Below are 23,377 nucleotides of genomic sequence, written 5' to 3' on the forward strand. Positions count from 1 at the left end.
ACTGGCCGCTGGGGCCGCGCGCGTAGTTGGCGAACGGCAGTTGCAGGCCGCCGGGCAGCAGTGGGTTGCTGGGCGCGCCCAGCGGCTGGCTCAGCGACACGTCGTTCGGATCGACCCGCTCCTTGAGGGTGCCGCCGGGCACGCTGGTGGTCAGGGTCAGGGTGTTCTTCTTCATCTGCTCGGCGCGCTCGCGGGCCTCGCTGATGCGGGTGGTGGTGACCGGGTGGGTCATCAGGAAATCGGGGGTGCTGTAGCCGCCCTGGTTGCCGCGCATCGCCAGCGACATGCGCTCGAAGAAGCCGGCCATCGCGTCGACGTCGTAGCCGCTGCGCGCCAGGGTGCGGATACCCAGGCGGTCGGCCTCCGATTCGTTGGAGCGGGTGTAGTCGATCTGCCGCTGCTGCATCAGCCCCAGGCCGCTGGCGATCGCCGCCTGGGTGGCGTCGCCGCTGGAACGCCCGCCGGCCTGCTGCGCCGCGACCACCGCGGCGAGCATGCCGAGCAGGATCGGGATCTGGTCGCGCTGCGCCCGCTCGACCCCGCGCAGCACGTGCTGCTGGGTGACGTGGGCGATCTCGTGCGACAGCACCGCGGCCACCTCGTCCTCGCGCTCGGCGGTCAGTACCAACCCGGCGTTGACCGCCACGTAGCCGCCGAGGGTGGCGAAGGCGTTGATCTGGCGGTCGCGCAGCATGAAGAAGGTGAACTTCTGCTGCGGCTGGTCGCTGTTGGCGCCGAGGCGGGTGCCCATGGTCTGCAGCCAGTCGTCGATCAGCGGGTCCTCAAGCACGTAGCCGTAGCTGCGCAGCTCGGCCAGCATCATCTTGCCGTACTCGGCCTGGCGCGCCGGGGTCAGCAGTTCGCCGGCCGAGGAGCCGATGTCCGGCAGCTTGTTCTCCTGAGCCGGCGCCACGGCGCAGGCGGTGGCCAGGGTGATCGCGAAGGCGAGCGGCAGCAGGCGCAAGACAGGCTCCAGGGGGCAGGCGGACGCCGGGTGGCGGCCGGGACGACGGTGAATCCGGGATGATTCGCAGTGTTGCGGCAGCGGCCTCGAAAATCCACCCGGCCGCTACCATAGTGGCTTGGACCTTCTAGACCGCCCGGAGTTTCCCGTGGACAACCCAACTGCCGACACCGGCCACGCCGGCGGCCCGCCGATCACCCTCTATTCCACCGCGATCTGCCCGTACTGCGTGGCGGCCAAGAACTTCCTCAAGAGCAAGGGCCGCAGCTGGAACGAAGTGCGGATCGACCTGGACCCGGCCGAGCGCGAGAAGATGGTCGCGCTGGCGCGGCGCACCAGCGTGCCGCAGATCTTCGTCGGCGACGTCCACGTCGGCGGCTATGACGACATGATGGCGCTGCACCGCGCCGGCAAGCTGGAGCCGCTGCTCGACGGCCACGCCCCCGAGGCGCAGGCATGAGCGGCGCTGCGACGGGCGAGGGTGGCGCCTCCGGGCAGGACCGGGTCCGCGCGTTCACCGAGTTCCGGCAGCGCATGAACCAGCGCATCCTGGCCGAGCCGAACCAGGTGGTGCGGCGCTTCTTCGCGCTGGATACCCAGACCTACCAGGCCGGCGCGCTGGACGTGAAGACCAAGGAGCTGCTCGGTCTGGTCGCCTCGCTGGTGCTGCGCTGCGACGACTGCATCAGCTACCACGTGGCCCAGTGCAAGGAGGCTGGGGTCAGTCGCGAGGAGTTCTTCGAGACCTTCTCGGTGGGCCTGGTGGTCGGCGGTTCCATCGTGATCCCGCACCTGCGCCGCGCCGTGGACTTCCTCGACACGCTGGAGGCCGGCGAGACCGCCGCCCCGGCGCAGCACGCGCACGACTGAGCCGCTTCGGGCTGCCCTGATGGCCACCGGCGCCTGCGCCGGCGGCCGTCCGGTTTTGGGCGCCTTCACCGGCTTCGGGCATAATTACCGCTGAAACCTCCTTGCGCCTGCAGCCCCGGTTCCCGGGCGGCGCTCCCCCCTCTTGTACGGAAACCGCAACCCTATGACGCAGACAATCACGGTCATCCGTGGCGATGGCATCGGCCCGGAGATCATGGACGCCACGCTGTTCGTGCTCGACGCGCTGAACGCCGGCCTCACCTACGAATACGCCGATGCGGGCCTGGTGGCGCTGGAGAAGCACGGCGACCTGCTGCCGGCCGCCACGCTGGAGTCGATCCGCAAGAACAAGGTGGCGCTGAAGAGCCCGCTGACCACGCCGGTGGGCGAGGGCTTCAGCTCGATCAACGTGGCCATGCGCCGCCAGTTCGACCTGTACGCCAACGTGCGTCCGGCCAAGTCGTTCCCCAACACCAAGTCGCGCTTCGGCGCCGGCGTGGACCTGATCACCGTGCGCGAGAACACCGAAGGCGCCTACCTGAGCGAAGGCCAGGAAGTGTCGGCCGACGGCGAGACCGCGCTGTCGATGGCCAAGGTGACCCGCAAGGGCTCCGAGCGCATCGTCCGCTACGCCTTCGACCTGGCCCGCGCGACCGGCCGCAAGAAGGTCACCGCGGTGCACAAGGCCAACATCATCAAGTCCACCTCGGGCCTGTTCCTGAAGGTGGCGCGCGACGTGGCGGCGAACTACCCGGAGATCGAGTTCCAGGAAATGATCGTCGACAACGCCTGCATGCAGTTGGTGATGCGCCCGGAGCAGTTCGACGTCATCGTCACCACCAACCTGTTCGGCGACATCCTGTCGGACCTGTGCGCCGGCCTGGTCGGCGGCCTGGGCCTGGCGCCGGGCGCCAACATCGGCGTGGACGCGGCGATCTTCGAAGCCGTGCACGGCTCGGCCCCGGACATCGCCGGGCAGGGCAAGGCCAACCCGTGCGCGCTGCTGCTGGGCGCGGCGCAGCTGCTGGACCATATCGGCCAGCCGCAGAACGCCGAGCGCCTGCGCAACGCCATCGTCGCCACCCTGGAAGCCAAGGACGGGCTGACCCCGGACCTGGGCGGCAGCGGCAACACCATGGGCTTCGCCAAGGCCATCGCCAGCCGCCTCTGAGCGTCCGGAAGATCGCAGAAAAAAGAAAGGGCGCCCACGGCGCCCTTTCTTTTGCTCGGAAGTTTGTCTGAAGCAAAGCGCGCTCATCGATCAAGGGGAGCCGCTCTTGCGATTCCCCAATCCCGATTCCCGACTCCCGGCTTAGTTCCGCGACTGCAGCTTCGACAGCAGGCGCAGGAACTCCACATACAGCCACACCAGCGTGACCATCAGGCCGAACGCGCCGTACCACTCCATGTACTTGGGCGCGCCCTGTTCGACGCCGCTCTCGATGAAGTCGAAGTCCAGCACCAGGTTCAGTGCCGCCACCACCACCACGAACAGGCTGAACAGGATGCCGACCGTGCCGGAGGCGTGGATGTAGGGGATCTGGATGTTGAAGAAGCCAAGCACCATCGTGGCCAGGTACACCAACGCGATGCCGCCGGTCGCCGCGACCACGCCCAGCTTGAAGTTCTCGGTGGCCTTGATCATGCCGCTGCGGTAGGCGAACAGCATCGCGAACAGGGTGCCGAAGGTCAGCAGCACCGCCTGCAGCACGATGCCGTTGAAGCGCTGCTCGTAGACCGCCGAGATCGAGCCCAGGAAGAAGCCTTCCACCAGCGCGTACAGCGGCGCGGTGATGGGCGACCATTCCTTCTTGAAGATCGTGATCATGGCCAGGACGAAGCCGCCGATGGCACCGCCGAGCGCATAGCCGACCACACCCGGGGCGACGATCGCGTTGCCCGCGGCGTCGACCGAAAGCGACTGGCTCCAAGCGAACACGGCGGTAAGCACGGTCAGCATCAACAGCACGCCGGTCTTGTTGGCGGTGCCGTTCAGGGTCATCGCACCGCTGTCGCGCGCGACGACCGTGCCATTGCCGGGCGAGACCACGTTGCCGCTGTGCAGATCGAGGAAGGTGGATTCCTTCAGGGCGGGGTTGCCGCTGCGAAGCATGCTGTTTTCTCCTTCAAAATGGCTCTCGGCCGATGCCGATGGCAAGCCGTGAGCATAGCGCAGGCAATGTTGCGTGCATGCGACGTTGACAGCGGGCCGCAAGCTTCCCACAATAGCCGACCTTTCCGGCCTTGGCCGCGAGGGATGTTCCGCCGGGGTATAGCGCAGTCTGGTAGCGCGCCTGCTTTGGGAGCAGGATGTCGGGGGTTCGAATCCCTCTACCCCGACCAATCCGATGTCCAACGGCGGAAAGGAATGCGACAATCCAGCCAGGGCGCCCGTAGCTCAACTGGATAGAGCACCGGCCTTCTAAGCCGGCGGTTACAGGTTCGATTCCTGTCGGGCGCGCCACATGGTGCCGGGCAGGAGATGCAAGGTTTCAATGGTGGCTGTAGCTCAGTTGGTTAGAGTACTGGATTGTGATTCCAGATGTCGGGGGTTCGAGTCCCCTCAGCCACCCCATTGATCGCGTGACCCGGTGCTTCGCGGGGTGTTGCAACGAAGCAAAAAAGCACATAGAATGTGCGACTCAGTTTCAGGGCCGTTAGCTCAGTTGGTAGAGCAGTTGACTCTTAATCAATAGGTCCAAGGTTCGAATCCTTGACGGCCCACCAAAACGAAAGGCACCTGCTCCGGCAGGTGCCTTTTTCTTTGCCGGCCGGCCTGCAACAATGTGCCGGCAGGCGCCTTCCGGCGCCGCAGCGCGAAAGTGGCGGAATTGGTAGACGCCCTGGTTTTAGGTACCAGTGCCGCAAGGCGTAGGGGTTCGAGTCCCCTCTTTCGCACCATCCAGCCCCCGATGGCCCCTTGTGGCGATGGCGGGTTCGGCGTCGCCACGGCGGCCTCCCGGCCCTGCGCTGGCAGGCGCCGCGGGAATAGGCGAAACTATCCGGCTGCGGCGGCTGTCCCGTGCCCGCGCCAACCCGTACTTTTCTACATCGTGCCGAGAGCCGTGGGCTCCCGGTGGCAGGAGTCCACATGCAAGCTTCGATCGAAACCACCGGTACCCTGGAACGGCGTCTGACCTTCACCCTGCCGGAGGATCGCCTGGAAACCCATGTCGGCGGCCGCCTGCGCGAAGTCGCGCGCACCGCGCGGATCAAGGGCTTCCGTCCGGGCAAGATTCCGGCCAAGGTGATCGAGCAGCGCTTCGGGCCGCAGATCCGCGCCGAGGCGCTGGACGGCCTGCTGCGCGAGACCTTCGACTCGGCCGTGCGCGAGCACGAACTGCGCCTGGCCGGCAACCCGCGCATCGACCGTGCCGGCGACAACGAACTGCAGTTCGTGGCCACCTTCGAGGTGGTGCCGGACTTCGGCGATATCGACGTGTCCAAGCTGCAGGTGATCCGCCACACCGCCGAGGTCACCGACGCCGACATCGAGCAGATGATCGAGAACCTGCGTCTGCAGCGCCGCACCTGGCAGCCGGCCGCACGTCCGGCGCAGGACGGCGACCTGGTGACCCTGGAGACCTGGTCGAAGGTCGGCGACGAGCGCCTGCCGGCCGAAGGCGTGGAGAAGGGTAGCAGCGTGATCGGCTCGGGCGTCATGTTCCCGGCGATCGAGCAGGGCCTGGTCGGCCTGTCCAAGGACGAAGAGAAGACCTTGACCGTCGACTTCCCGGCCGACTGGCGCGTGCCGCAGTTCGCTGGCAAGCAGGTCCAGGTCCATGTGAAGGCGGTCGACGTGGCCGCGCCGGTGCTGCCGGACGTGGACAAGGAGTTCATCAAGAGCTTCGGCGTGAAGAGCGGCGATGCCGAGCAGTTCCGCAAGGACATCCGCATCAACCTCGAGCGCGAGCTCAAGGGCGCGCTGATGAACCGCCTGCGTCGCGAAGTCGGCGAGCAGCTGATCGCCGCCTACGCCTCGGTCGAAATGCCGCCGCGCCTGGTCGAGAACGAAGCGCGCGCCATGCTGGCGCAGCAGGTCGAGCAGATGCGCCGTTCCGGCCGCGACCCGGGCCAGGTGCCGGACGACGCCCATCAGGGCTTCATGGACGCCGCGCGCAAGCGCGTGCTGGTCGGCCTGCTGGTCGGCGAGGTCGCCCGCCGCAACGAACTGCGCCTGGACCCGAAGCGGGTCTCGGAGACGCTGCGCCTGATCGCCTCGACCTACGAAGAGCCCGAGCAGGTCATTGAGATGTACCGCAACGATCCCCAATTGATGGGGGGACTGCAGAGCCGTGTGATGGAAGAGCAGGTGATCGACTGGATCGCCGAGCGCGCCCAGCACACTGAGCAGGCGATGTCGTTCCAGGACGCGATCCGTCAATAAGACGACGCGTCGCCGCGTTGCGCAGCCGACCTGCGCGACGCGGATCCCGTTTCACCTCCCCGCGGCGGCGGGGCGCAACACGATGCGAAGCCCTGCACACCCCCGTGCAGGGACGGACCCCGAGCAGCAGGAGATCACCGCGTGGACAATGTGACCAAGGCCTTGAATCTGGTTCCGATGGTGGTCGAACAGACCAGCCGCGGCGAGCGCGCCTACGACATCTATTCGCGCCTGCTGAAGGAGCGCCTGATCTTCCTGGTCGGCCCGATCGACGACCACATGGCCAATGTGATCGTGGCTCAGCTGCTGTTCCTGGAAGCGGATAATCCCGAGAAGGACATCAGCATCTACATCAATTCGCCGGGCGGCGTGGTCACCGCCGGCATGGCGATCTACGACACCATGCAGTACATCAAGCCGGACGTGAGCACCATCTGCGTCGGCCAGGCCGCCTCGATGGGCGCGCTGCTGCTGGCGTCGGGCGCGGCCGGCAAGCGCTATGCGCTGCCGAACTCGCGAGTGATGATCCACCAGCCGCTGGGCGGCTTCCAGGGCCAGGCCACCGACATCGACATCCACGCCCGCGAGATCCTGACGCTGCGCGCGCGGCTGAACGAAATCCTGGCCAAGCACACCGGCCAGTCGCTGGAAACCATCGCCCGCGACACCGAGCGCGACAACTTCAAGAGCGCCGTCGACGCGCAGGCCTACGGCCTCGTCGACCAGGTCCTGGAGCGTCGTCCGGATGAGTCCATCCAGCCGGCATAAGGCTTGCATGTACTGCAAAACGCAGCGTATTCCGCAGGGCCGGGGTCGGGCTAGCGTCCTCCCGGCCCTGTGCTATTCTCGAAATCGAACCCCCGTTCATCGGGTGGGGTAACTGGGTAAGCGAAGCAATGAGCGAAGACCGGCAAGGCCGTTCCGGCGACAGCAACAAGATCCTGTACTGCTCGTTCTGCGGCAAGAGTCAACACGAGGTCCGTAAGCTGATCGCCGGGCCCAGCGTGTTCATCTGCGACGAATGCGTCGAGTTGTGCAACGACATCATCCGCGAGGAGCTCGAGGAGAAGGCGCAGTCGGCACGCAGCAGCCTGCCCAAGCCGCGCGAGATCCTGGAAGTGCTCGACCAGTACGTGATCGGCCAGCAGCGCGCCAAGCGCACGCTCGCCGTGGCCGTGTACAACCACTACAAGCGCATCGAGAGCCGGCAGAAGAACGACGAGGTCGAACTGGCCAAGTCCAACATCCTGCTGGTCGGTCCGACCGGCTCGGGCAAGACGCTGCTGGCCGAGACGCTGGCGCGCCTGCTCAACGTGCCGTTCACCATCGCCGATGCGACCACGCTGACCGAAGCCGGCTACGTCGGCGAAGACGTGGAAAACATCATTCAGAAGCTGCTGCAGAAGTGCGACTACGACGTCGACAAGGCGCAGCAGGGCATCGTCTACATCGACGAGATCGACAAGATCTCGCGCAAGAGCGAGAACCCGTCCATCACCCGCGACGTGTCCGGCGAAGGCGTGCAGCAGGCGCTGCTGAAGCTGATCGAAGGCACGGTCGCCTCGGTGCCGCCGCAGGGCGGGCGCAAGCATCCGCAGCAGGAATTCCTGCAGGTGGACACCAAGAACATCCTGTTCATCTGCGGCGGCGCGTTCGCTGGCCTGGACAAGGTGATCCAGCAGCGCTCCAACGACGCCGGCGGCATCGGCTTCGGTGCCAAGGTGAAGAGCTCCGAGCGCAAGCGCGAGGTCGGCAAGATCCTGGCCGACGTCGAGCCGGAAGACCTGATCAAGTTCGGCCTGATCCCCGAGTTCGTCGGCCGCCTGCCGGTGGTCGCCACGCTCGAGGAGCTGGACGAGCCGGCGCTGATCAAGATCCTCACCGAGCCGAAGAACGCCATCACCAAGCAGTTCAAGAAGCTGTTCGAGATGGAAGGCGTGGAGCTGGAGTTCCGCCAGGACGCGCTGCTGGCCATCGCCAAGAAGGCGCTCAAGCGCAAGACCGGCGCGCGCGGCCTGCGCACCATCGTCGAGTCGGTGCTGCTGGACACGATGTACGAGCTGCCGTCGCAGGAAAACGTCAGCAAGGTGGTGGTGGACGAGTCGGTGATCGAGCACAAGTCCGAGCCGTACCTGATCTACCAGACCCCGCCGGCGGCGCCCAAGGTCGCCTCCGCGGAGTGACCCGGGCGGGCGGTGCGCGGCGGCCCCGTCTCGCGCCCCGTGCCTGCCGGTAAGTCGCTGAAACATAAAGGGGTTCTGCGCTCCCCTTGCATCGTCCAGCCGATGGCCCCATAACGGGGCCATCGGCGTTTTTATGGCCGCCCGCATCGCGTTCCCGCCTCCCAAATCGGAATCCTCATGGCCCAGTCCCAATCCGAAGTCCTCGACCTGCCGGTCCTGCCGTTGCGCGACGTCGTGGTCTTCCCGCACATGGTCATCCCGCTGTTCGTCGGTCGCGACAAATCCATGCGCGCGCTCGAGCACGCGATGGAGGCCGACAAGCGCATCCTGCTGGTCGCGCAGAAGTCCGCCGAGACCGACGACCCGGCGGCGGCCGACCTGTACAACGTCGGCACGCTGGCGCAGGTGCTGCAACTGCTGAAGCTGCCCGACGGCACCATCAAGGTGCTGGTCGAGGGCCTGTCGCGGGTCAGCGTCGACAAGGTCGCCGAGCGCGACGGCGCGCTGCAGGGCGAAGGCCGCGAGATCGACGCCGCCGAATCGCGCGAGGAGCGCGAAGTCGAGGCGATCGCGCGCTCGCTGATGTCGCTGTTCGAGCAGTACGTCAAGACCAACCGCAAGCTGCCGCCGGAGCTGCTGCAGACCCTGTCCGGCATCGACGAGCCCGGCCGCCTGGCCGATACCATCGCCGCGCACATCGGGGTGCGCCTGGCCGACAAGCAGCGCCTGCTGGAAACCCTGGAAGTGGGCGAGCGCCTGGAGATGCTGGTCGGCCTGGTCGATGGCGAGATCGACGTGCAGCAGCTGGAGAAGCGCATCCGCGGCCGGGTCAAGTCGCAGATGGAGAAGAGCCAGCGCGAGTACTACCTCAACGAGCAGATGAAGGCGATCCAGAAGGAACTGGGCGACCTCGACGATGCGCCGGGCGAGCTGGAGGAGCTGGCGCGCAAGATCGCCGAGGCCGGCATGCCCAAGCCGGTGGAGACCAAGGCCAAGGCCGAACTCAACAAGCTCAAGCAGATGTCGCCGATGTCGGCCGAAGCCGCGGTGGTGCGCAACTACCTCGACTGGCTGCTGGGCGTGCCGTGGAAGAAGCGCAGCAAGGTGCGCAAGGACCTGAAGGTCGCGCAGGAAACCCTCGACGCCGATCACTACGGCCTGGAGAAGGTCAAGGACCGCATCCTCGAGTACCTCGCGGTGCAGTCGCGGGTGAAGCAGATGAAGGGGCCGATCCTGTGCCTGGTCGGGCCGCCGGGCGTGGGCAAGACCTCGCTGGGCCAGTCCATCGCCAAGGCGACCAATCGCAAGTTCGTGCGCATGTCGCTGGGCGGCGTGCGCGACGAGGCGGAGATCCGCGGCCATCGCCGGACCTACGTCGGTTCGATGCCCGGTCGCATCGTGCAGAACCTCAACAAGGTCGGCAGCAAGAACCCGCTGTTCGTGCTCGACGAGATCGACAAGATGTCGATGGATTTCCGCGGCGATCCGTCCTCGGCGCTGCTGGAAGTGCTCGACCCCGAGCAGAACAACGCCTTCAACGACCACTACCTGGAAGTGGACCTGGACCTGTCCGAAGTGATGTTCGTGGCGACCTCCAATTCGCTGAACATCCCCGGCCCGTTGCTGGACCGCATGGAAGTGATACGCATCCCCGGCTACACCGAGGACGAGAAGCTCAACATCGCCGCACGCTACCTGGTGCCCAAGCAGCTCAAGGCCAATGGCCTGAAGCAGGACGAGCTGGAGATCGGTGCCGACGCGATCCGCGACATCGTGCGCTACTACACGCGCGAATCCGGCGTGCGCAACCTCGAGCGCGAAGTGGCCAAGATCTGCCGCAAGGTGGTCAAGGAGATCGCCCTGGCCGGTCCGCAGCCGGCCGCCCCGGCGAAGAAGGCCGCAGCGAAGAAGGGCACCGCGCGCAAGGACAAGGCGCGCGTCAGCGTCGGCTCGAAGAACCTGGACAAGTACCTGGGCGTGCGCCGCTACGACTTCGGCCGTGCCGAGGAGCAGAACGAGATCGGCCTGGTGACCGGCCTGGCCTGGACCGAGGTCGGCGGCGATCTGCTGCAGATCGAATCGACCCTGGTCCCGGGCAAGGGCGCGGTGATCCTGACCGGCCAGCTCGGCGACGTGATGAAGGAATCGGCGTCGGCCGCATTGTCGGTGGTGCGTTCGCGCGCCGAGCGGCTCGGCATCGAGGCGGACTTCCTGCAGAAGCACGACGTGCACCTGCACGTGCCGGACGGCGCCACGCCGAAGGACGGCCCCAGCGCCGGCATCGCGATGGTGACCTCGCTGGTGTCGATGCTGACCAAGGTGCCGGTCAAGTCGGAGGTGGCGATGACCGGCGAGATCACCCTGCGTGGCCGCGTCTCGGCGATCGGCGGGCTCAAGGAGAAGCTGCTGGCCGCATTGCGCGGTGGCATCCGCACCGTGCTGATCCCCGAGGAGAATCGCAAGGATCTGGCCGACATCCCGGAGAATGTCACCCGCGATCTGAAGATCGTGCCGGTGAAGTGGATCGACGAAGTGCTGGACCTGGCACTGGAGCGTCCGCTCGCGCCCAAGCCCGCCGCCGACGCCGAACAGGCACCGTCGCGGCGCAAGCAGAAAGCATCCTCCAACCCGCGCGTCAAGCACTGACGTGCGCTGAACCGCACCCGCGCAAACGGCTCAAACCCGCGCCGTTGTTGGCTTTTCGGCTTGCGCGGGTATGGGCCCGCTGGTATAAATGCAGCGCTTGCGAGCACCGCGAACGGGCGTGCTTGGTAGTGCAAAACATATCCATCGGGGTCTCGCCCAGGCGAGGCAGGCCACGCCGACACCCGATCCTCAATCCGCGGTCTTCTGCCGCACATGGAGTCATCAAGAAATGAATAAAGCCGAACTGAACGACGCGATCGCCGCTGCCGCCGACATCTCCAAGGCCGAAGCCGGTCGTGCCATCGACGCCTTCGTGTCGGAAGTGACCAAGGCCCTGAAGAAGGGCGACAGCGTCACGCTCGTGGGCTTCGGCACCTTCCAGGTGCGCGACCGTGCCGAGCGCACCGGCCGCAACCCGAAGACCGGCGACTCCATCAAGATCGCGGCGTCGAAGAATCCGACGTTCAAGGCTGGTAAAGCGCTGAAGGATGCCGTAAACTAATCGACTCGCTAGGGTGCTTAGCTCAGCGGTAGAGCGTCTCCTTTACACGGAGAGGGTCGGGGGTTCGAAACCCTCAGCACCCACCAGAGCACCGAGCGACAAGTTTCAAAAGCGGAGTGGTAGTTCAGTCGGTTAGAATGCTGGCCTGTCACGCCGGAGGTCGCGGGTTCGAGTCCCGTCCACTCCGCCAGTTGTACCGAAGCCCCCGAGCGATCGGGGGTTTCGTTTCTCGCAGTGGCCGCCACGCGCCAGCGTCGGCCCGGCCGCTTCGGGAAAGCGGGCCTCGCGCCCGCCTCCGTTCAAACGCGGAGTGGTAGTTCAGTCGGTTAGAATGCTGGCCTGTCACGCCGGAGGTCGCGGGTTCGAGTCCCGTCCACTCCGCCATTTGTACGCGAAACCCCCGAGCGATCGGGGGTTTCTTTTTTTACGCAGTACGCTGGTTTTGGTCCTCGCTGCGCTCCGGATTCGCCGCCTCGACGCATGAGCGGCGCGGGTTGCCGGGCCGCCGGTTCTGCCGCAAGGCGTGAAGCGGGTTAAACTGCGCGGCTCGCCAATAGGCCGTCGGTTCCCAATGCTGCAGAAACTTCGCGAAAAGACCTCGGGCTGGATCGCCACCGCGATCATCGGTCTGTTGATGATTCCGTTCCTGTTCGTCATCGACAACAGCTACCTCGGTGGCGTCGGTGCCAACAACGTCGCCAAGGTGCAGGCGCCGCCGTCGTGGTGGTCGTCGGCGCCGTCGTGGTGGCCGGTGTCGCTGCTGTGGCAGCACCACGAAGTGAGCACGGAGCAGTTCCGTACCCGCTTCGAGCAGGCGCGCATCCAGGCGCGCGAACAGCAGGGCGAGAACTTCGATCCGCGCGCGTTCGAAAGCATCGACAACAAGCGCAAGCTGCTCGATCAGCTGATCGACGAGCAGGTGGCGAAGCTGTCGGCCGAGCGCGCCGGCGTGGTCATCGGCGATGCCGCGGTGCGCGATTACATCAGCTCCATGCCTGCGTTCCAGAACGACGGCAAGTTCGATCCGGAGCGCTACCGCCTGGCCCTGGCCTCGGGCACGCCGCCGCGTACGCCGACCATGTTCCAGCAACTGGTGCGCGACGCGCTGCAGCAGTCGGTGATTCCGTCGGGCATCGCCGAATCGGCGTTCGCCACCAAGCCGGAAACCGAGCGCCTGCTGAAGATGCTGGGCGAGACCCGCGACGTGGAGATGGCGCTGTTGCCGGAGATGCCGGCCGACACCGCGCCGGTCAGCGACGCGCAGGTGCAGCAGTGGTACGACTCGCACAAGTCGGACTTCAAGCAGCCGGAAACCGTGACGATCGAGTACGTCGACCTCAACGCGGCCAGCCTGCCGCCGGTCAAGCCGGCCGACGAGGCGACGCTGCGCAAGCGCTACGACGACGAGAAGGCGCGCTTCGTCGAGCCCGATCAGCGGCTGGCTTCGCACATCCTGATCAGCGCCGGCAAGGACGCGGCCTCGCAGAAGGCGGCCGAGGCCAAGGCGGCCAAGCTGGCGGCCGAAGCCAAGCAGCCTGGCGCCGATTTCGCCGCGCTGGCCCGCGCCAACTCCGATGACCCTGGTTCCAAGAACGCCGGCGGCGATCTGGGCTGGGTGGAGAAGGGCGTGATGGTGAAGCCGTTCGAGGACGCGCTGTTCGCGATGAAGCCCGGCGAGATCGTCGGCCCGATCAAGAGCGAATTCGGCTATCACGTGATCCAGCTGCGTCAGGTCAAGGGCGGCGAAGGCAAGTCGTTCGAGCAGGTGCGCGACCAGCTCGCCAGCGAGCAGTTGAAGGCCGACAGCGAGAAGGCCTTCAGCGACCTGAGCGGCAAGCTGGTGGACCTGGTCTACAAGAACCCGACCGCGCTGGCTTCGGCGGCGAAGGAAGTGGGACTGCCGGTGCAGACGCTGGGGCCGTTCTCGCGCGCCACCGCCAGTGGCATCGCCGCACAGCCGGCGGTGCTGCGCGCCGCGTTCTCCGACACCCTGGTGCAGGACGGCACGGTCAGCGACCCGATCAACCTGGGGCCGAACCACAGCGTGCTGATCCGCGTGACCCAGCACCAGCCGGAACAGATCCAGCCGCTGGCCAAGGTGCACGAGCAGGTCGTGGCCGCGGTGCATGCCGACCGCACCGCCAAGGCGGCCGCTGCCAAGGCCGATGCACTGCTGGAGCGTTTGCGCAAGGGCGAGACCCTGCAGGCCCTGGCCGGCGCGGAGAAGCTGCAGATCAACCCGATGCCGGGTCTGCCGCGCAACGTGCCGATGCCGAGCGCGCAGGCCAGCCAGGCGATCTTCAGCGCGCCGCAGCCGGCCGACGGCAAGCCGTCGGTGGGCAAGGTCGAGCTGCCTGCCGCGCCGGGCACCGTGGGCAAGCGCTATGCGCTGTTTGCGGTCACCAAGGTGACGCCGGGCGACCTGAGCAAGGTGCCGGCCGAGCAGCAGGCGATGTTCCAGCAGCAGCTGGCGCGGATCGAAGGCGAGGCCGATGCCAAGGCCTACGTCGATGCGATGCGCAAGCACTTCAAGATCAGCGTGCAGGAATCGCAGCTGTAACCGCGGCTTCGACAGCGCAAAGCGGCACGCAACAGGCCCGGCATTGCCGGGCCTGTTGCGTTTCAGGTGCGTGGTTTATCGGCGTGTGCGATTTGCTGTGGGGGAGGAGGCGCGCAACGTTGATGCAAGTGTGGATGTGCGCCTGCCGATGGCCGGCATGCCTTCAGTGGCGCGAATGGGCGGCAAGCGCGTTACGTCGCTACCTTGGCCGGCGCGATGCGCTGTCCCTGCTGGCGGCCATCGAAACAGCGCCTGTTGCCGATGGCGCGTGCGCGCAGTTGCGCTAGCTGCTGGACGTGGCGATACGCCTGCCTTCCAGGCGCTCATGCTGATCGTAGGTGCCCATCGGCCCGAGGAAACGAGTGGTCATCCCCACGGCGTGGCTGCACATCCGCGGACGTTGCAGCATGGGCCGGAGCTCGTCCCGCCGCAGCGGGAGCGCGATCAGTCCTCGTAGCTCAGCACCATGCCGGGACGCAGCACGCTGCGCGCGGACAGGCCGTTCTTCATCAGCAGCGCCTGCACGGTGATGCCGTAGCGCTTGGCGATGTTCCAGGCGGTGTCGCCGTCGCGCACGGTGTGCGTGTGGCGGGAGCGTGCGCCGGCGCGCTTGGCACGGTTCGGCGCGGGAGTGTCGTCGGCGCTGGCCACGGTGGCGACGACCGGGGTGTCGTCCTGCGCCGGCGGCGCGGTGTCCTGGGCCAGCACGGGGCCGCCCAGACTGCGCGGCGCCAGCACCGGCAGTGCGCGCTTGGCGCTGCGGCCGTTGCCCAGGGCCGGGTTCAGCCGGGCGAGCTGGTTGCCCTGCAGCGCCTGGCGCCGCGCCCATTCGTCCAGTGCCATGCCGGCGGGCAGGGTCTGCGCCTGCAGGATCGGCACGTCGCGATCCAGCGAGGCCATCCATTCGTCGCGGGTCTGCGCCTGTTCCAGCACGCAGGCCAGCGCGTGCAGTTTCTCGACGTAGGCATAGGTGACCGAGGACAGCCCGGGCAGCTTGTCCGGCTGCGCGTTCTGCGCGTTCATGCCGGCGCGGCGCATCGACTGCAGCACGCGGTATTCGCCGGCGTTGTAGGCCATGATCGCCAGGCGCCAGTCGCCGCCGAACATGCCGTGCAGGGTCTTCAGATAGCGCACTGCGGCGCGGGTGGAGTCCACCGCGGACAGACGGCCGTCGTAGCCGTTCTCCAGCGGGACATCGTGGTTGCGCGCGGTACCGGGGATGAACTGCCACAGGCCGGCGGGGCCGCTGCTGTTGCGCGCAGCCGGGCGGTAGCCGCTCTCCACGAACGGGATCAGCGCGAATTCGGTCGGCAGGTTGGCCGCACGCAGTTCGTCGACCACGTAGCCGAACAGCGGCAACACGTCCTCGTCCTCGTCGGCCAGCCGCGACGGCGCGCGCGAGAACTGCTGCTGCCAGCGCGCGTCGGTGGCGCCGGCGTCGCAGCGCGCGTCGGCCAGGCCGTCGCGGAAGCGGGCGAGGATGTCATGCCCGTTACGGGTGGTCGGCGGCGGCAGTGCCGCCGCGTCCGTCGGCAGGCCGTTCAGGCCCGCCACGGTCTGCTCGAGTGCCGCCGCAAGCGGGGTCGCGGCCGCCGCGGGGGGCGCCGCCGACGCTATCGCCAGCGTCAGCGCCGCCGTCAACGCCAGCGCCCTCATGCGCGGAAATCGTCTTTCCAGCGCCTCAATTCGGCGAAGACTTCCACTTCGTCGGACACCCCCCGGCCGAGCCGGGCGCCGATCGCCTGCTGGATCGCCGCCGAAGCGGTGCGCAGGAACGGATTGGTCGCCAGTTCGCTGGCGAGAGTGACGGGAACGGTGGGGCGGGCAGCGTGACGCATGGCCTGGGCTTCCTGATGGCGCTGCCGCAGGGCAGCGTTGGTGGGATCGACCGTGACGGCGAATGCCGCATTGGCCAAGGTGTATTCGTGTCCGCAGCAGACCAGCGTCTGCCCCGGGAGGGCGGACAGGCGCTGCAGCGAACCCAACATCTGGGAGGGCGTACCTTCGAACATGCGCCCACAGCCCAGGCTGAACAGCGTATCGCCGCTGAACAGATGGCCCTCGCCGACGTAGGCCAGGTGCGAGCGGGTGTGGCCGGGGACGGCCAGGGTATCGAACTGCCAATCCAGCACCTTCACGACCTCGCCATCTCCGACCCGCTCGCACGAAAATCCGGCAATGCGGGGGTCGTCCGGCGCGTACACCGGCAGATCCGGCCAGCGTTCGCGCAAGGCGGCGACGCCACCGATATGGTCGTCGTGGTGATGGGTGAGCAGGATGGCGGCGGGTTGCAGCCCTTGGGCCGCGGCCTCCAGCACCGGCTCGGCCTGGCCTGGATCGACCAGCAACGCACGCCCGTCGTCCGTGGCGATCGCCCAGATGTAGTTATCCTGGAATGCGGGCAGGGCGATCAGTCGCATAGAATTGGCACCATGCCTGCCGTGTCGCTCCCTCGTCAAGCCAACGTCTCATCCTGGTTTGATACTGCCGGGGCGCAGGCGTTGCTGCAGGCCGAGCAGCCGCTGATCCTCGACGCCTTGCTCAAGCGCCCCGCGCAGCCCTGGCTGTGGCTGGCCCCGGTGCCGCTACCGCCTCCCGCGCGCGAGCTGCCGGGGCGGGGCGTGCGCCTGCACCGCAGCGCCTGCGGCTACGCCGGCGACCTGGTGTGCACGCTGCCACTGCCGCTGCCGTCGGAAAGCGTCAACGCCATCGTCCTGCAGCACGTGCTCGCCGCCGACGCGGCGGCGCTGCTGGAGGAATGCGAGCGCATCCTGATGCCGGGCGGCCGCGTGTGGCTGTTCGCGCTCAATGCGGTGAGCCCGTACCGGCTGCGCTGGCGCCGCCAGGGCCTGGTGGCGCGTCCGCCAGGTAGCTGGCGCGGCCTGCTCGAACAGGTCGGCCTGCCGTGCGTGGAGCAACTGCGCTATCTCGGGCCGGTGTGGCCGACCCGCGGCGGCGTCGGCCCGGCCACCTCCACCGCGCCGCTGCGCGCGGTCTGCCTGCTGCAGGCGGAAAAACGCACCGCCGCCGGCATCGGCCCCATTCCGCTGCGCGCGCCGGTCCGCTGGCGCGGCTCGGTCGCTTCCATCTGAACACGGAGTTTCATGAAGACTGTCGACATCCATACCGATGGCGCCTGCCTCGGCAATCCCGGCCCCGGCGGCTGGGCCGCGCTGCTGCGCTACAAGGGACTGGAGCGCGAGGTGGCCGGCGCAGAGGCGCACACCACCAACAACCGCATGGAGCTGATGGCCGCGATCATGGCGCTGGAGACGCTCAACGAGCCGTGCCAGATCGTGCTGCACACCGACTCGCAGTACGTGCGCCAGGGCATCACCGAATGGATGCCGGGCTGGGTGCGCCGGCAGTGGAAGACCGCCGGCGGCGATCCGGTCAAGAACCGCGATCTGTGGGAGCGGCTGCATGCGGCCGCGCAGCGGCATACGATCGACTGGCGCTGGGTCAAGGGCCACAACGGCGATCCGGACAACGAGCGGGTCGACCAGCTGGCGCGCAACCAGGCCCTGCACGTGCGCGCCGGCGGCGCCGCGGTCGCGACCTGATCTTGTCTCCCTTTTCCGCTGCGAGTCCCATGCGTCAGATCATCCTCGATACCGAAACCACCGGCCTGGAATGGAAGAAGGGCAACCGCGTCGTCGAAATCGGCGCGGTGGAACTGCTCGAACGCCGCCCCAGCGGGCGCAACTTCCATCGCTACCTGCGCCCGGACTGCGATTTCGAACCCGGCGCGCAGGAAGTCACCGGCCTGACCCTGGATTTCCTTGCCGACAAGCCGGAATTCCACGAGGTGGTCGACGAATTCCTGGAGTTCATCGACGGCGCCGAGCTGATCATCCACAACGCCTCGTTCGATCTGGGCTTTCTGGACTACGAACTGTCGCGGCTGGGCGAGTCCTACGGCCGCATCCTCGATCGCGCCACGGTGATCGACACCCTGCTGCTGGCGCGCGAGCGCTTCCCCGGCCAGCGCAATTCGCTGGACGCGCTGTGCAAGCGGTTGGGCGTGGACAACTCGCACCGGCAACTGCACGGCGCGCTGCTCGATGCGCAGATCCTCAGCGACGTGTACATCGCGCTGACCTCCGGTCAGGAGGAAATCGGTTTCGCCCTGGCCGAGGACGGCGCCGCGCATGCGGCGGCGCAGGGGCCGGCATTCGACATGACCATGCTGCTGCCGCGGCCGCGGGTGTTGCCGACGGCCTCGGAACTGGAAGCGCACCAGGCGCGGCTGGAAAAGCTGCGCAAGAAGGCCGGCCGCGCGCTGTGGGACGACGCCGAACCGGTCGTGGCGGACGCGGTGGCCGGCTGAAGGGCGACTCGAATGACGATGGAACGTCTGTTGTAGGACCGGCGTCAGCCGCGACAGGGCGTTCCCGGTAAAGTCCTGTCGGGGCTGCAACTGCTCCTGCAGGGCAGCCTGGCCGGCTTGAGCGTGAGGAATGCAGTATCCAGCGGTGCCCTGACGTGGCTTGCTCGGCCGGAGCCGCCGCGCCGCACCGAATTCAGTGACAGCGCACCAGGATCGCGGTGATGTTGTCCGAGCCGCCTTCGTCGAGCGCGGCGGCGACCAGCATGTCCACGCATTCCTGCGCGCTGCAGTCGTCGTGGCCCAGCGCGTTGGCCAGGCCGGCATCGTCCACTTCCTCGGTGAGCCCGTCGCTGCACAGCAGCAGGCGCATGCCCGGGCGCAGCTCGCCGGTCATCGTCGCCACGTTCAGGTGCTGCGGATCGGTGACGCCCAGCGCCTGGGTGACCACGTTGCGGTGCGGATGCGCGCGCGCCTGTTCGGCGGTGAGCGCGCCCTGCGCGATCAGTTCCTGCACGTAGCTGTGGTCCTGGCTGAGCTGGGCCAGCTTGCCGTCGCGCCACAGATAGGCGCGGCTGTCGCCGACCCAGGCCACCTCGAAGCGGTTGCCCTGGACCCGCGCCGCCACCACCGTGGTGCCCATCGGCAGGGTGTCGTTGCGGCGCTGCGAGGCGCGGATGATTTCCTCGTCGGCGATGCGGATGGCCTGCGCCAGCGCGGTGCCGCCGCGCACTTCACGGACGATGGCCTCGCGCGCCAGGGCGCTGGCGACCTCGCCGCAGGCGTGGCCGCCCATGCCGTCGGCCACCAGCCACAACCCCAGTTCGTGGTCGCCGTAGTAGGTGTCCTCGTTGAGGTCGCGGCGCAGGCCGACGTGGGTGAGATGTCCGAATTCGATCATTGCGCGCCTGCGGCCGGCCGGTGTTTTCTGGGGTCGACGGGCATCATCGCGGTCGCGCGCGGATCAGGCAATCGCCGCGCGCAGCACGCAGCAGGCGGGGTTCATCGCCCCGCGGCGCCGGGGCGCTGGCGGGGGCTCGGCGCCTGGCCGCTTGTCCGCGCGCGGCGGGGACCGTATGATGCACGCCCCCGGTCCGCCGGGGACCACCCGGGAAGGTGGCAGAGTGGTTGAATGTACCTGACTCGAAATCAGGCAGGCGTTTATAGCGCCTCGGGGGTTCGAATCCCCCCCTTCCCGCCAGTTTCATCGCGCGCGCATCCTCCAGCGGTCGCAGAGTGTGATCGGTGCAGGAGTGGGGGGGAGAAGCCCCGCGGGTTCGACCCATCGGCGACAGCCGATGCGCACGGCGCAGCCGCCCGCAGGGCGAGGTGCAGCATGCACCGAGTGCATCCCCCCCTTCTCGCCAGTTTCGCATCAGGCCCCGTCAGGGGCCTTTTGTTTTTGGGCGATCGCGACAGCATGCCGACGCCGCTTTAAGACGCGGCCGTTACACTCTCTTTTCTCCTGTTTTTGGTGTCTGCCATGTCCGAAATCCTGGTGCCCGTGTCCTTCGGCGAATTGCTCGACAAGATCGCCATCCTGCAGATCAAGTCCGAGCGCATCGAAGATCCGGGCAAGCTGGCCAATGTGCGTGCCGAACTGTCGGCACTGGAAAAGACCTGGATGGCGCATCCGGCGGCCGGCGGCGACGTGGCGCGCCTGCGCGCGGAACTGAAGGCGGTCAACGAGCGCCTGTGGGTGATCGAGGACGAGATCCGGATCAAGGAGAAGGCGCAGGCCTTCGACGAGGAGTTCATCAAGCTGGCGCGCAGCGTGTACTACGAAAACGACGAACGCGCGCGGCTCAAGAAGGAAATCAACCTGGCCCTGGGCTCCAGCTACGTGGAAGAGAAGTCCTACCAGGACTACCGCAACGCCTCGGCATGAGGGCAGAGTTCCGGGAGGCGTTGCCGCCTCCCGGAACGCGCCGCACCTCAGTTGCGTGCGACCACCAGTCCGGTCAGGCGCCGCACCAGCGGCAGCACCAGCAGCAGGGTGGGGAAGGCCACCAGCCAGGACAGCGCCCAGGCGCCGAGCCAGAGCGTGCCGACGCCGGGCGTGAGCCCGACGCTGCGCAGGGTGCTGATCATCGAGACGATGCAGGTCATCAGCACCGACAGCAGCAGCGGGGTCACCCAGGCGGCATGGCGCGGGGACAGCTTGCGGGAAAACAGCGGGGAACGTGACATTGCGGACTCTCCGTAAGCCGGTCGATCGAAGGCGCCACCCGCCAACGGCCTGCCAGGCCCCGGCGGGAAACAGCCCCGGACGGATCCGGCGCAGTTGGCGCGTTGATTGACGTAAACGCTTACGGCGGCTCCTGCGGGCCGGGTCGGCGGCAGGACGCGCGGCGATGGTAGAGCGGCGCCGCGGGCGCCGCAACCGGGCTCAGTGGCCGTGGTCGGCGCGATAGCGCTCGAATGCGGCGATCGCATTGTCCACCGCGATGAGTTCCATCACGCCGTCGAACTCGATCTTGCTGCCCCACTTCAACTGCGCGGCCGGCTTGCCCAGGTATTTGCGCGCAGCCGCGTCGTACTTGTCCACGCAGTAGCGGATGTCCGAATACGGGCCGCTGCGGCGCGGGTTGCTGGCCGCGTGCAGGCCCAGCACCTTGGTCCCCATCGCGTTGGCGATGTGCATGGGGCCGGAGTCGGGTGTCATCACCAATGCGGCGCGCTGCAGCAGCGCCGGCAGTTGCTTGAGCGTGTCGCGGCCGACCAGGTCGAGCACCGGCGTGCGCGCCGCCGCGACGATGGCGTCGGCGGTGCTGCGCTCCAGGTCGCTGCGGCCGCCGCACAGCACCACCCGCCAGCCCTGCGCGGCGGCATGGTCGGCCACCGCGGCGTAGCGCTCGGCATACCAGTTGCGACGCTGATGGCTGGAGCAGGGCGAGATCAGCAGCGCCGGACGGCCGTCCTCGGGCCATTGCGCACGCGCCCAGGCGTGGGCGTCCTCGGGCACTGGCAGGTCCCAGCGCACCTCGGTCTGGCGCAGCCCCAGCGGCTCGCAGAAGCTGCCGATCGCCTCCAGCACGTGGATGCCAGGGCGGTCGGGGATGCGTTCGTTGACGAACAGGCCGTGCAGGTCCTTGGAGCGGCTGCGGTCGTAGCCGATGCGGCGGCGCGCCGGCACGAACGCCGACAGCACGTTGGCGCGCAACGCCACCTGCATCTGCAACAGTGCGTCGAAGCCTTGCGCCGGCAGTTCGCGGCGCAAGGCGCGCATGCCGGCCACGCCGCTGCGCTTGTCGTAGGGGTGGAAGACCACGCCCGGCAGGCCGTCGAGCAGCTTGTGCCCGGCCTTGTCGATGATCCAGTGCAACGCCGGCGCCTGCGGCCAGGCGCGTTGCAGGGTCCGTACCAGCGGCACCACGTGGGTCACGTCCCCCAGCGCCGACAGGCGCAACAGGCACAACGAAGGGAGCGTTGCCGGCATGGTGTTGTTAGACTCGCTGGATGGTTGCATTCGACGCCACCGAAGCGCTGACGCCGTACCGCGAGGGCCGCGGCTACGGGGCCATTCTGTTCGACCGCGAACGACTGCGGCAAGCCGAACCGGCGCTGTTCTCCGCCGCCGCCTGGGGCGAACGCGCGCGCCCGGTGGATGCCGGCGGCCGCGGCGGCGCCTGGTTCGTCGATGCCCCGTTCGGCAGTTGCGTGCTGCGCCAGTACCGCCGCGGTGGGCTGGTCGCCAAGCTGGTCCGCGACCGCTACCTGTGGACCGGTGCCGACCGCACCCGCAGCTTCGCTGAGTTCCGGCTGATGCGCGCGCTGATCGCGCGCAAGCTGCCGGTGCCGCGGCCATTGGCGGCCTGTTATCTGCGCCAGGGGCTGCGTTACCGCGCGGCGATCCTGATGGAGCGGCTGGAGGGCGTGCGCTCGCTGGCCGATCGTGCGCATCTGGCCGGTCGCGGCGCACCGTGGGAGGAAGCGGGTCGGCTGATCGCGCGCTTCCATCGCGCCGGCCTCGATCACGCCGACCTCAATGCGCAGAACATCCTGTTCGACGGCAACGGCCGCGGCTGGCTGATCGACTTCGACCGCGGCGTGCTGCGCATTCCCGCCACCCGCTGGCGCGAGCGCAACCTCAAGCGGCTGCGCCGTTCGCTGCTGAAACTGCGCGGCGAGCGCAGCGTCGATGCGGTGGAGAAGGACTACGCGCGCCTGCGCCGCGCCTACGACCTGGCCTGGGAGCGCGGCTGCTGATGACGGACTGGGCGCTGCGTTTCCAGGGCGTGGGCAATGCCTCGGCGGTGGCGCTGGGCTCGCCGATGGCCACCATCGAGCGCGACGGCCGGCCGTGGCTGACCATCGACTGCGGCGGGGAGGGGCTGACCGCCTATCAGGCGCACTACGGCGCGATGCCGCAGGCCTTGTTCGTCACCCACGTGCACCTGGACCACGTCGCCGGCTTCGAGCGGCTGTTCGTGGACAGCTATTTCTCCGCGCGCCGCGGCAAGGTGCGGCTGTATGTGCCGGCCACGGTGGTGCCGCTGCTGCACCGCCGCGTGGCCGACTATCCGAACGTGCTGGCCGAGGGCGGCGCCAACTTCTGGGACGCGTTCCAACTGATCGCGGTGGGCGATGCGTTCTGGCACGAGGGCGTGCGCCTGGAGGTGTTCCCGGTGCGCCACCACTGGCCGGAGACCGCCTACGGCCTGCGCCTGCAGGGCGCGCTGGTGTGGAGCGGGGACACCCGGCCGATCCCGGAAATGCTGAACCGGTATGCCGACGACGGCGAACTGGTGGCCCACGACTGCGGTCTTCACGGCAACCCGTCGCATACTGGGGTCGACGACCTGGAGCGGGAATACCCCGCCGAGCTGCTGCAACGGACCATGCTCTACCACTACGCCAGCGCCGACGATGCCGAGGCCCTGCGCGCGCGCGGCCACCGCGTGGCGCGGCCGGGCGAGCGCGTGGCGCTGTCCGCGC

General features: G+C 67.9%; 22 protein-coding genes and 9 tRNA genes. 24 read left to right on the forward strand and 7 right to left on the reverse strand.

Going from position 1 to position 23,377, the window contains the following annotated elements; translation table 11 throughout:
- Positions 1-964, reverse strand: a 964-nt coding sequence (locus D180_RS18995; RefSeq protein ID WP_017914028.1) for a M48 family metalloprotease, incomplete at its 3' end; no start/stop codon positions are given.
- Positions 965-1,112: 148 nt separating this feature from the next.
- Here D180_RS18995 and grxC point away from each other — a divergent pair.
- The 3 genes from grxC (at position 1,113) to D180_RS19010 (ending at position 3,005) form a co-directional block, all read left to right on the forward strand.
- Positions 1,113-1,424 carry a glutaredoxin 3 gene (gene grxC / locus D180_RS19000; protein ID WP_017914029.1) on the forward strand — a complete coding sequence of 104 codons (312 nt, stop codon included), beginning with the start codon at positions 1,113-1,115 and terminating at the stop codon, positions 1,422-1,424.
- The gene (locus tag D180_RS19005) at positions 1,421-1,834 is read left to right on the forward strand and encodes a carboxymuconolactone decarboxylase family protein (RefSeq protein WP_017914030.1); all 414 of its coding nucleotides are present in this window, start codon (positions 1,421-1,423) and stop codon (positions 1,832-1,834) included. The genes grxC and D180_RS19005 overlap by 4 nt, the downstream gene beginning before the upstream one ends.
- A gap of 163 nt (positions 1,835-1,997) precedes the next feature.
- Positions 1,998-3,005, forward strand: a complete 1,008-nt coding sequence (locus D180_RS19010) for an isocitrate dehydrogenase (protein WP_017914031.1) — start codon at positions 1,998-2,000, stop codon at positions 3,003-3,005.
- A 141-nt stretch (positions 3,006-3,146) separates the two neighbouring features.
- Here D180_RS19010 and D180_RS19015 read toward each other — a convergent pair whose 3' ends face one another.
- Entirely contained in the window at positions 3,147-3,947 is an 801-nt protein-coding gene (locus D180_RS19015; protein ID WP_017914032.1) for a Bax inhibitor-1/YccA family protein, read from the reverse strand.
- Positions 3,948-4,100: 153 nt separating this feature from the next.
- On the opposite strand from D180_RS19015, the gene D180_RS19020 reads away from it, so the two are divergent.
- The 14 genes from D180_RS19020 (at position 4,101) to D180_RS19085 (ending at position 14,112) form a co-directional block, all read left to right on the forward strand.
- Positions 4,101-4,177, forward strand: a tRNA-Pro gene (locus tag D180_RS19020).
- Positions 4,178-4,221: 44 nt separating this feature from the next.
- Positions 4,222-4,298: transfer RNA gene (locus D180_RS19025), tRNA-Arg, on the forward strand.
- Between the two features lie 34 nt (positions 4,299-4,332).
- A tRNA-His gene (locus D180_RS19030) sits at positions 4,333-4,409 on the forward strand.
- Positions 4,410-4,485: 76 nt separating this feature from the next.
- A tRNA-Lys gene (locus D180_RS19035) sits at positions 4,486-4,561 on the forward strand.
- An 89-nt stretch (positions 4,562-4,650) separates the two neighbouring features.
- Positions 4,651-4,735: transfer RNA gene (locus D180_RS19040), tRNA-Leu, on the forward strand.
- Between the two features lie 190 nt (positions 4,736-4,925).
- Positions 4,926-6,221: a trigger factor gene (gene tig / locus D180_RS19045; protein WP_017914033.1), complete on the forward strand. Its 1,296-nt coding sequence runs from the start codon at positions 4,926-4,928 to the stop codon at positions 6,219-6,221.
- A 141-nt stretch (positions 6,222-6,362) separates the two neighbouring features.
- A complete protein-coding gene (clpP, locus tag D180_RS19050) occupies positions 6,363-6,989 on the forward strand; it encodes an ATP-dependent Clp endopeptidase proteolytic subunit ClpP (RefSeq protein WP_017907831.1) in 627 nt (208 codons plus the stop codon).
- Positions 6,990-7,117: 128 nt separating this feature from the next.
- Positions 7,118-8,404 (forward strand): ATP-dependent Clp protease ATP-binding subunit ClpX, encoded by a 1,287-nt coding sequence (clpX, locus tag D180_RS19055; protein ID WP_017907830.1) that lies wholly within the window; start codon positions 7,118-7,120, stop codon positions 8,402-8,404.
- A gap of 177 nt (positions 8,405-8,581) precedes the next feature.
- The gene (gene lon / locus D180_RS19060) at positions 8,582-11,050 is read left to right on the forward strand and encodes an endopeptidase La (RefSeq protein WP_017914034.1); all 2,469 of its coding nucleotides are present in this window, start codon (positions 8,582-8,584) and stop codon (positions 11,048-11,050) included.
- Positions 11,051-11,138: 88 nt separating this feature from the next.
- Positions 11,139-11,552, forward strand: a complete 414-nt coding sequence (locus D180_RS19065) for an HU family DNA-binding protein (RefSeq protein ID WP_157835168.1) — start codon at positions 11,139-11,141, stop codon at positions 11,550-11,552.
- Between the two features lie 11 nt (positions 11,553-11,563).
- Positions 11,564-11,638 (forward strand) — tRNA-Val (locus D180_RS19070).
- A gap of 27 nt (positions 11,639-11,665) precedes the next feature.
- Positions 11,666-11,742 (forward strand) — tRNA-Asp (locus D180_RS19075).
- A gap of 117 nt (positions 11,743-11,859) precedes the next feature.
- Positions 11,860-11,936 (forward strand) — tRNA-Asp (locus D180_RS19080).
- A gap of 187 nt (positions 11,937-12,123) precedes the next feature.
- A complete protein-coding gene (locus D180_RS19085; RefSeq protein ID WP_017914035.1) occupies positions 12,124-14,112 on the forward strand; it encodes a peptidylprolyl isomerase in 1,989 nt (662 codons plus the stop codon).
- A 444-nt stretch (positions 14,113-14,556) separates the two neighbouring features.
- Here D180_RS19085 and D180_RS19090 read toward each other — a convergent pair whose 3' ends face one another.
- Positions 14,557-15,768, reverse strand: a complete 1,212-nt coding sequence (locus D180_RS19090; protein ID WP_017914037.1) for a lytic transglycosylase domain-containing protein — start codon at positions 15,766-15,768, stop codon at positions 14,557-14,559.
- A complete protein-coding gene (gene gloB, locus D180_RS19095; protein ID WP_017914038.1) occupies positions 15,765-16,532 on the reverse strand; it encodes a hydroxyacylglutathione hydrolase in 768 nt (255 codons plus the stop codon). The genes D180_RS19090 and gloB overlap by 4 nt, the downstream gene beginning before the upstream one ends.
- A 12-nt stretch (positions 16,533-16,544) precedes the next feature.
- Here gloB and D180_RS19100 point away from each other — a divergent pair, with 12 nt between their 5' ends.
- From D180_RS19100 to dnaQ, 3 genes are read left to right on the forward strand one after another with little or no spacing between them, the layout of a single operon-like run.
- Positions 16,545-17,204, forward strand: a complete 660-nt coding sequence (locus tag D180_RS19100; RefSeq protein ID WP_026143283.1) for a hypothetical protein — start codon at positions 16,545-16,547, stop codon at positions 17,202-17,204.
- 12 nt (positions 17,205-17,216) lie between these two features.
- Positions 17,217-17,675 (forward strand): ribonuclease HI, encoded by a 459-nt coding sequence (gene rnhA, locus D180_RS19105; protein WP_017907823.1) that lies wholly within the window; start codon positions 17,217-17,219, stop codon positions 17,673-17,675.
- A gap of 29 nt (positions 17,676-17,704) precedes the next feature.
- Positions 17,705-18,442: a DNA polymerase III subunit epsilon gene (dnaQ, locus tag D180_RS19110; protein ID WP_017907822.1), complete on the forward strand. Its 738-nt coding sequence runs from the start codon at positions 17,705-17,707 to the stop codon at positions 18,440-18,442.
- Between the two features lie 193 nt (positions 18,443-18,635).
- Here the strand turns inward: dnaQ and D180_RS19115 are convergent, their stop codons facing one another.
- Positions 18,636-19,340 (reverse strand): protein phosphatase 2C domain-containing protein, encoded by a 705-nt coding sequence (locus tag D180_RS19115; RefSeq protein ID WP_017907821.1) that lies wholly within the window; start codon positions 19,338-19,340, stop codon positions 18,636-18,638.
- A 209-nt stretch (positions 19,341-19,549) separates the two neighbouring features.
- On the opposite strand from D180_RS19115, the gene D180_RS19120 reads away from it, so the two are divergent.
- Both D180_RS19120 and D180_RS19125 read left to right on the forward strand, forming a co-directional pair.
- A tRNA-Ser gene (locus D180_RS19120) sits at positions 19,550-19,640 on the forward strand.
- A gap of 282 nt (positions 19,641-19,922) precedes the next feature.
- Entirely contained in the window at positions 19,923-20,327 is a 405-nt protein-coding gene (locus D180_RS19125) for a DUF6165 family protein (RefSeq protein WP_017907820.1), read from the forward strand.
- Between the two features lie 47 nt (positions 20,328-20,374).
- Here D180_RS19125 and D180_RS19130 read toward each other — a convergent pair whose 3' ends face one another.
- Positions 20,375-20,629: a DUF2798 domain-containing protein gene (locus D180_RS19130; RefSeq protein WP_017914040.1), complete on the reverse strand. Its 255-nt coding sequence runs from the start codon at positions 20,627-20,629 to the stop codon at positions 20,375-20,377.
- A 199-nt stretch (positions 20,630-20,828) separates the two neighbouring features.
- Positions 20,829-21,878 (reverse strand): glycosyltransferase family 9 protein, encoded by a 1,050-nt coding sequence (locus D180_RS19135; protein ID WP_043091360.1) that lies wholly within the window; start codon positions 21,876-21,878, stop codon positions 20,829-20,831.
- A 20-nt stretch (positions 21,879-21,898) separates the two neighbouring features.
- Here D180_RS19135 and D180_RS19140 point away from each other — a divergent pair, with 20 nt between their 5' ends.
- Positions 21,899-22,648: a 3-deoxy-D-manno-octulosonic acid kinase gene (locus D180_RS19140; RefSeq protein WP_017907817.1), complete on the forward strand. Its 750-nt coding sequence runs from the start codon at positions 21,899-21,901 to the stop codon at positions 22,646-22,648.
- The coding region (locus D180_RS19145; RefSeq protein ID WP_017914042.1) for an MBL fold metallo-hydrolase at positions 22,648-23,377 on the forward strand (730 nt) is incomplete at its 3' end. The genes D180_RS19140 and D180_RS19145, both read left to right, overlap by 1 nt.

The organism is Xanthomonas sp. SHU 166 (assembly GCF_000364685.1).
In the GTDB taxonomy this organism is placed as follows: domain Bacteria; phylum Pseudomonadota; class Gammaproteobacteria; order Xanthomonadales; family Xanthomonadaceae; genus Xanthomonas_A; species Xanthomonas_A sontii.

Excerpts from the sequence above, each read along its gene's own strand:
- D180_RS19005 (WP_017914030.1), top strand. The coding sequence starts at position 1,421 with ATGAGCGGCGCTGCGACGGGCGAGGGTGGCGCCTCCGGGCAGGACCGG.
- D180_RS19010 (WP_017914031.1), top strand. The coding sequence starts at position 1,998 with ATGACGCAGACAATCACGGTCATCCGTGGCGATGGCATCGGCCCGGAG.
- D180_RS19015 (WP_017914032.1), bottom strand. The coding sequence starts at position 3,947 with ATGCTTCGCAGCGGCAACCCCGCCCTGAAGGAATCCACCTTCCTCGAT.
- tig (WP_017914033.1), top strand. The coding sequence starts at position 4,926 with ATGCAAGCTTCGATCGAAACCACCGGTACCCTGGAACGGCGTCTGACC.
- clpX (WP_017907830.1), top strand. The coding sequence starts at position 7,118 with ATGAGCGAAGACCGGCAAGGCCGTTCCGGCGACAGCAACAAGATCCTG.
- lon (WP_017914034.1), top strand. The coding sequence starts at position 8,582 with ATGGCCCAGTCCCAATCCGAAGTCCTCGACCTGCCGGTCCTGCCGTTG.
- D180_RS19065 (WP_157835168.1), top strand. The coding sequence starts at position 11,139 with ATGCAGCGCTTGCGAGCACCGCGAACGGGCGTGCTTGGTAGTGCAAAA.
- D180_RS19085 (WP_017914035.1), top strand. The coding sequence starts at position 12,124 with ATGCTGCAGAAACTTCGCGAAAAGACCTCGGGCTGGATCGCCACCGCG.
- D180_RS19090 (WP_017914037.1), bottom strand. The coding sequence starts at position 15,768 with ATGAGGGCGCTGGCGTTGACGGCGGCGCTGACGCTGGCGATAGCGTCG.
- gloB (WP_017914038.1), bottom strand. The coding sequence starts at position 16,532 with ATGCGACTGATCGCCCTGCCCGCATTCCAGGATAACTACATCTGGGCG.
- D180_RS19100 (WP_026143283.1), top strand. The coding sequence starts at position 16,545 with ATGCCTGCCGTGTCGCTCCCTCGTCAAGCCAACGTCTCATCCTGGTTT.
- rnhA (WP_017907823.1), top strand. The coding sequence starts at position 17,217 with ATGAAGACTGTCGACATCCATACCGATGGCGCCTGCCTCGGCAATCCC.
- dnaQ (WP_017907822.1), top strand. The coding sequence starts at position 17,705 with ATGCGTCAGATCATCCTCGATACCGAAACCACCGGCCTGGAATGGAAG.
- D180_RS19115 (WP_017907821.1), bottom strand. The coding sequence starts at position 19,340 with ATGATCGAATTCGGACATCTCACCCACGTCGGCCTGCGCCGCGACCTC.
- D180_RS19125 (WP_017907820.1), top strand. The coding sequence starts at position 19,923 with ATGTCCGAAATCCTGGTGCCCGTGTCCTTCGGCGAATTGCTCGACAAG.
- D180_RS19130 (WP_017914040.1), bottom strand. The coding sequence starts at position 20,629 with ATGTCACGTTCCCCGCTGTTTTCCCGCAAGCTGTCCCCGCGCCATGCC.
- D180_RS19135 (WP_043091360.1), bottom strand. The coding sequence starts at position 21,878 with ATGCCGGCAACGCTCCCTTCGTTGTGCCTGTTGCGCCTGTCGGCGCTG.
- D180_RS19140 (WP_017907817.1), top strand. The coding sequence starts at position 21,899 with ATGGTTGCATTCGACGCCACCGAAGCGCTGACGCCGTACCGCGAGGGC.